The organism is Frankia sp. CgJB1 (assembly GCF_977947065.1).
Genome location: NZ_CDWTNB010000207.1, coordinates 1 through 6695 on the forward strand (window position 1 = coordinate 1; position 6695 = coordinate 6695).

Annotated in this window: 9 protein-coding genes; all 9 read right to left on the bottom strand. The window is 69.8% G+C overall.

The annotated features are described in order from the left end of the window. A partial coding sequence (locus AC08OT_RS17995) for a hypothetical protein (RefSeq protein ID WP_476603077.1) occupies window positions 1-675 on the bottom strand: 675 nt, incomplete at its 3' end. A 27-nt stretch (window positions 676-702) separates the two neighbouring features. Further along, window positions 703-1050: an antibiotic biosynthesis monooxygenase family protein gene (locus AC08OT_RS18000; protein ID WP_476592887.1), complete on the bottom strand. Its 348-nt coding sequence runs from the start codon at window positions 1048-1050 to the stop codon at window positions 703-705. Between the two features lie 165 nt (window positions 1051-1215). Then, complete coding sequence (gene dnaB / locus AC08OT_RS18005; protein WP_476592886.1) at window positions 1216-2574, bottom strand: replicative DNA helicase; 1359 nt, start codon at window positions 2572-2574, stop codon at window positions 1216-1218. A 600-nt stretch (window positions 2575-3174) separates the two neighbouring features. Continuing rightward, window positions 3175-3621, bottom strand: a complete 447-nt coding sequence (rplI, locus tag AC08OT_RS18010) for a 50S ribosomal protein L9 (protein ID WP_011438873.1) — start codon at window positions 3619-3621, stop codon at window positions 3175-3177. A gap of 9 nt (window positions 3622-3630) precedes the next feature. After that, on the bottom strand, window positions 3631-3867 hold the full coding sequence (gene rpsR, locus AC08OT_RS18015) for a 30S ribosomal protein S18 (protein WP_011438874.1): 237 nt from the start codon (window positions 3865-3867) through the stop codon (window positions 3631-3633). 50 nt (window positions 3868-3917) lie between these two features. After that, window positions 3918-4454 carry a single-stranded DNA-binding protein gene (locus AC08OT_RS18020; RefSeq protein WP_476592885.1) on the bottom strand — a complete coding sequence of 179 codons (537 nt, stop codon included), beginning with the start codon at window positions 4452-4454 and terminating at the stop codon, window positions 3918-3920. A 63-nt stretch (window positions 4455-4517) separates the two neighbouring features. Further along, entirely contained in the window at window positions 4518-4844 is a 327-nt protein-coding gene (rpsF, locus tag AC08OT_RS18025; RefSeq protein ID WP_476592884.1) for a 30S ribosomal protein S6, read from the bottom strand. Window positions 4845-5094: 250 nt separating this feature from the next. Next, on the bottom strand, window positions 5095-5421 hold the full coding sequence (locus tag AC08OT_RS18030) for a hypothetical protein (RefSeq protein WP_462204047.1): 327 nt from the start codon (window positions 5419-5421) through the stop codon (window positions 5095-5097). 116 nt (window positions 5422-5537) lie between these two features. Then, window positions 5538-6695, bottom strand: a complete 1158-nt coding sequence (locus AC08OT_RS18035; protein WP_476592883.1) for a hypothetical protein — start codon at window positions 6693-6695, stop codon at window positions 5538-5540.

Here is a 6695-nt window from a genome sequence, read left to right on the forward strand (position 1 = left end):
GGGCCCGCTGGGCGGAACGGCCCAGGGGTAGCCGGCGATCCGCCGACCGGCCCCGCGGCTGCTGTCCGGCGCCGGTGGACGACCCGCGGGCCCCGGCTGATACCCCGACCGATGCCCCGACTGGCTGGGGCGACCGGGATCACCCGCCCCGCCTGCCGGGTCGTCTCCTCCCCCGCCCGGGCCGGGCTGATCCGGCCGCGTAGGCGAATATCCGGCGGCCTCGGGATACCCGGACGGACCTCGCGCGACCGGCCCGGCCTGCGGCCTGGGGGAGTACGGGTGGCCGGGCTGATGCGGATAACCCGACGGCACCGGTGGAGCGGGATAACCCGGCTGCCCCGGCTGGACCGGGCCGTCACGGCGCATGCTCGCCACCTGCCGCGTGCCCAGTGGCCGGTGCCGGCGCCACTGCCGCCGGACAGCCCAGACGAGGGCCAGGGATGCGACGACGCCGGCCGCCGGCGCGACGTCGTGGCCGGCGTCCAGCACCAGCAGGTAGAGGGCCATCAGCCCGCTGAAGACGTAGCCGGTGACGAAGAACGCGAAGGGCCGCAGGTTCAGCCGGCTCACCACGTCCGTGTTCCGAAGCAGGATCGCCGGTACCAGCCAGATGAGAAAACCGAAGAAGAGCGCCGTGAGCGGCGCGAAAAACAGGTACCCGAAGAACGCTGTCATGATCAGAAGTCCGGCGGTCGTCGAGGGTCAGGCCGGGTCGGGACCGGCGGGGACGTCCGCGCTGTGCGCCACCGTCGGGGTGCCGTCGAAGTACGGGCCGAGGACGGCGCGCCAGCGGGCAAACCGCTCCGACTCCCGGAAGTTCGTCAGATGGGCGTCCAGGCTGTCCCACTCGACGAGCAGCACGAAACTCGACGGTGACTCGACCCCGCGGGTCATCCGCGCGGAACGACAGCCCGGCGTGCCGACGAGCTCCGCACGCACCCCGTGATACGCGGCGGCGAAATCGTCTTCGCTGCCCGGTTTGATGTCGAACCGGGCGACTTCGAGGACCGCTCCGGCGGGCTGCCCGCCGTCCCGCCCCTCACTCGCCATGGATGATCCTGAAACTCATACCGCCCAGTCTGGCACCATCGGGAGATCGCGGTCCGCCAACATGGACCATGACCACGCCAAACACACCCGGGCGCCCACCCGGCCCGCCGCCGGGCCGCTGGCGCTCTCCACCCGTGGGCCTCGTCCCGCCCCCGGGCCGAGAATTCAGTTCGCCATGTCGACGAACCGTGAGTAATGGCCCTGGAAGGCGACGGTGACGGTGCCGGTCGGCCCGTTGCGGTGCTTGGCGATGATGAGGTCCGCCTCGCCGGCGCGCGCCGACTCCTTCTCGACCGTGTCCTCCCGGTACAGCAGGATCACTGCGTCGGCGTCCTGCTCCAGGCTTCCGGACTCGCGCAGGTCGGAGACCTGGGGACGCTTGTCGGCCCGCTGCTCGGAGGCGCGGTTGAGCTGGGAGATGGCGACCACCGGAACGTCGAGCTCCTTGGCGAGCAGCTTCAGCGACCGCGAGATCTCGCTGACCTCCTGCTGACGGTTCTCCACCTTCTTGGGCGACGACATCAGCTGCAGGTAGTCGAGGATCACCAGGCGCAGCTCGTTGCGCTGCTTCAACCGCCGGGCCTTCGCCCGGACCTCCATCATCGTCAGGTGCGGGCTGTCGTCGATGAACAGCGGGGCCTCCGCGACCTCGCCCATCCGGCGGGCCAGGCGACCCCAGTCGTCATCGGTGAGCCGGCCCGTGCGGAGGTTCTGCAGGGACACCCGCGCCTCGGCGGACAACAGCCGCATGGTGATCTCCATGCGGCTCATCTCCAGCGAGAAGATGACCGACGCCATCCCGTTCTTGATCGACGCCGCCCGGGCGAAGTCCAGGCCGAGGGTCGACTTGCCCACGGCCGGCCTGGCCGCGACGATCCACAGCTGGCCGCCGTGCAGGCCGTTGGTCAGCTCGTCGAGGTCGACGAAACCGGTGGGCACCCCGGTCAGCGAACCGTCATGCCCCTGGATGGACTCGATCTCCTCCAGCGCCGGGTTGAGCAGCTCCCCCAGCGGCAGGTAGTCCTCGTTCGTCCGGCGCTCGGTCACCTCGTATACGGCCGCCTGGGCGCGGTCGACGACGTCGCTGACGTCCGGAGCCGCGCCGTAGGCGAGCTGCACGATGCGGGTGCCGGCCTCCGCGAGGCGGCGCAGGACCGCCTTCTCCGCGACGATACGGGCGTAGTACCCGGCGTTGGCCGCGGTGGGCACGCTCGAGATGAGGGTGTGCATGTAGGCCGGACCGCCCACCCGCTCGAGCAGATCGCGGCGGCCGAGCTCGGCGGCGACGCTGATGACGTCCGCAGGCTCCCCCCGGCCGTAGAGATCGCCGATGACCTCGTACACGAGGCCGTGCGCGGGACGGTAGAAGTCACCCGTCTGCAGGACCTCGACGACGTCGGCGATGGCGTCTTTCGACAGCAGCATGCCGCCGAGCACGCTCTGCTCGGCGGGCAGGTCGTGCGGAGGAGTCCGGTCGAACTCCGTACTCCCACCGGAACCACGCGAGATCTCGGTGACGCTCACGACGCACCCTCCCGGGACTCCCGTAGACCCGTATTCGAACGTATGTTCGTACGGATCGGAATCGCTGTCAACGGACCGCTCCGCCCCCGGTCAGCCGGGAGCTCCCAGCAGGGACCGGGCGGGCGGCCTCCGGTGAGCCTCTCGCCGGGCGCCGCCCGCGTCACCGAAGGAGACCTGGCCCGATCAGGCTAGAAGTACCTTCCTCAGTCTGGAGGGTCCGACTTTACGGACCGGCGGGCACCCCCAGCAAAAAGTTATCCACATGCCCTTGTGGAAAAGCTGTGGGCAACCGGCCGGAACCTGGGGAGGACATCGGGACGGAAACCGGAAACCTGTGGACACCCGAGACCACAGCCTCGACGAAACCCAGCTGGCAGGCGCCCGCATCGCGAGTGCCCTGTGGATAAGAAAAAGTTTCGGATCTGCTCGTCGCCCCTTGCCCCACGCACAACGAACTCCCCTGGCCGGCCGCCTGAGACGGTCGGCCAGGGGAGCCGGTACAGCGAGCGCGGCGGTACAGCGGGAGAAACAGCGGACGCCGCCGTCAGAACCGCCCGGCCTCGGGCCCATCCGGCCGCGATCAGGACCGCCCGGCCCTGGTCAGGCCTGCGTGACCTGGAGCTTCACGGTCGCGGTCACCTCGGGGTGCAGATGCACGGCGACGGTGTAGGCGCCCAGGGACTTGATCGGCGTGGTGAGCTCGACGCGGCGCCGGTCGAGCTCGGGGCCACCCGCGGCGGTCACCGCCTCCACCACGTCGGCCGCCGTTACGGAACCGAACAGGCGGCCTTCCTTGCCCGCCCGGCTGGTCAGCTCGACCTTGAGGCCACCGAGCTGACCGGCGATCTCCTGAGCGTGCCCGAGATCGCGGACCGCGCGGGCCGACCGGGCCCGCTTGATCTGCTCGACCTGACGCTCCGCGCCCTTGGTCGCGAGGATCGCGTACCGGCGGGGCACGAGGTAGTTGCGCCCGTACCCGTTCGCGACCTCCACGATGTCACCCGGGCTGCCGAGACCGGGGACCTCCTGGGTCAGGATGAGCTTCATCGCCACCCCCTACCGGGCCGAGGCGGTGTAGGGCAGCAGCGCCATCTCGCGGCTGTTCTTCACCGCCGTCGCCACGTCGCGCTGGTGCTGGCTGCAGTTACCGCTCACCCGACGGGCCCGGATCTTGCCCCGGTCGGAGATGTACTTGCGCAGCAGCGAAGTGTCCTTGAAGTCGATGTAGTCGACCTTGTCCTTGCAGAAAACGCAAACCTTCTTCTTGGGCTTGCGCACGGCCGCCTTGGCCATGGGTGTGCTCCTACCTCGTTGTGTCGTTCGCGAGGACGACGACCGGCCGCTCAAAACGGTGGCTCGTCGGAGTAGCCGCCGGCCGGTTGCGACCAGGGGTCATCGATGGGTGCTCCACCACTACCGCCGCCGTAGCTGCCGGCCGGAGCCCCCGCGGGAACACCGGCGGGCGCGCCGTAGCCGCCTCCGCCACCGCCCCCGTAACTGCTGCCACCACCGCCGCGCGCGGCCTTGACGACCTTGGCGGTGGCGTAACGCAGGCTCGGGCCGATCTCGTCGACATCGAGCTCGATCACGGTGCGCTTCTCACCCTCGCGGGTCTCGAACGACCGCTGCTTGAGGCGGCCGGTGACGATGACCCGAGCGCCCTTCTGCAGCGACTCGGCGACGTGCTCCGCCGCCTGGCGCCAGATGGAGCAGCGCAGGAACAGCGCCTCGCCGTCCTTCCACTCGTTGGTCTGGCGGTCGAGGGTGCGCGGCGTGGAGGCGACGGTGAAGCTGGCGACCGCGGCACCGTTCGGGGTGAACCTCAGTTCGGGGTCGTTGGCTAGGTTGCCGACGACAGTGATGACGGTTTCACCAGCCATGGGCACTCTCCCGGAGATCGGCGGCCCACGACGGCACGGGGACTGCCGTCGCCGCGGACCGGATCACGCCGCCGCCCGGCGGCTCTGACGTGGCTTCTTCGGCTCTGGAAGCCGAATGACCTTGGTGCGGATGACCGACTCGTTGAGGACGAGCTGACGGTCGAGCTCGGCGACGACGTCGGGCTCCGCATGCAGGTCGATGACGGCGTAGATGCCTTCGTAACTCTTGGCGATCTCGTAGGCGAGCCGGCGCCGGCCCCAGACATCGACCTTCTCCACCACGCCGCCGCCCTGACGGACGACACCGAGGTACTGGTCGAGAGAGGGCGCGACGGTGCGTTCCTCGAGGTCAGCATCGAGGATCACCATGAGCTCATAATGACGTGCCAAGACTGAACCCACCTCCTGTGGACTCTGGCGGCCACGGATCTTCCGCGGCAGGAGGGACCGCGACCGGAACCTGTGCCGTCTCGAACGTGCTCGACGCGATGGATCCGAGAGGGGACCGCCCGTCAGCACATCCAGACGATCATTAGTGCACGAGGGCCACCCGGAGGCGCACCGACCAATCATGACGAGTGGTCGGCCTGGACCAGCGGATGGACACACGTACGCCGGCGCACGGTATGTCCAGCCGAGCTTACTCGATTCCTCCGGGGGCCCTGGCGGCCCCGACCACGAGAACCACGCGAAGCCACGCCGTGAACACCCCGGCGAGGCAGACGAGGTTCACCGTGATCAGGAGGCCACGCATGTGCCGGGAGGGGGAGGGGTCCGCGAGGGCGAACACAAGCGCCGCGAGCGCCGCGGCGACCGCGACCACCGCGAGCATGCGGGCAGCCGGCCGCGGACCGACGCGCCCGGACCCGGAACCGCCGTGGCCGCCCGGGGAAGAGTCGTGGCCGCCCCCGGACGGGTCGCCGCCGACGTCCCCGGTGCCGGGCTGACCCGGCTGGGCATCCTGCATGTCCACAGCACCGCCTCCCGTAGTCCCAAACGCCGAAGGCGAGGTGACGGAAACCCCGCACGGCGCCCCATGCCAGGGGCCCCCGCACGGCGCCGAAGGCGCCGTGCGGGGAAAGGCTAGTCCACCCACTGCCCCTGCGTGAAGGCGACGACCAGGGCTGCCATGATCGGTGTACAGATACAGAGATATACCGACTGTACCCAGCTCTGCCGCGCGGCGGCTCGCGCGAGCATCAGATACAACGGAAAGGCCACCAGAATTCCACGGATTCCCGATGCATAATAATTCGTGCAGGCCATTATCGCGGTCATCACGCCGAGGAAAGTCGCCTCACCCCACCGTCTCCCGGCCAGCAGGATGATGGTCAGCAGCACCCCGACGACCACCGCGAGCAGTTCCCCGCGCCAGAACCAGACGAAGGTCGACGCACCGTTGCCATCCGTGGCCGATGCCCAGGTGGCGGCCCAGCCCGACCAGGGCCAGTCGAGGCCTCGGTGCCAGCCGTCCCGCATCGCGTCCGTGTAGGAGCCCCAGCCCCCGGTGCGAATCCTGAGATAGCCCAGATAAGCGAGGACGGGGATGGGTGGAAGCCCCAGCGACAACGCCGGCCAGGCGACCACCGGGAGGCCGGCGGAGCGCCGGCTCACGACGTACTGCACGGCCAACGCGATCCCGAAGGGAATACCGCTGATCCTGGCGGATGCTGCCCCGGCGCCCAGCAGGCCGGCCAACCACCAGCGGCGGCAGCGTGCCGCCAGCCAGGACGCCGTAGCGAACCCCAGGAAGATACCCTCCGAGTAGGCGGCGAACAGGAACACCGCGTAGGGGAAGCAGATAAGGCTAAGGACGGCGAACTGCGCCGCGGGCTTGCCGACCTCGTCCGCGGCCAACCGCCACAGCGCGGCGACCGCGACCGAACCGGCGAGGAACGACACGACCAGACCCGCGACGATCCAGTCCGGAACGACGATATGGACGATCCGCATCGCGATCGGGAGGCCGGGAAAGTCGACTTCTGTCCGGTCCGAGTAGGCGGGGGAGAGATAGCCGTACCGGGCGACCTTCGTGAACAGGCCGACATCCCACCGGTCCCAGAGTGTGCGCAGGCCGGGAGCGTTTCGCGCCGGCGCCGAGGTAAGGGCCCGCGCGGCAGCGAGCGCCAGCAAGGCGACCGCGACCCGGCTCCCGAACCAGATCGGCAGCGTGGCCCGGACCGGCTCCGGCAGCCGGGCCCAGGCCGCTCGGACCATCCCCGGCCCGGTCGGATCATGCAC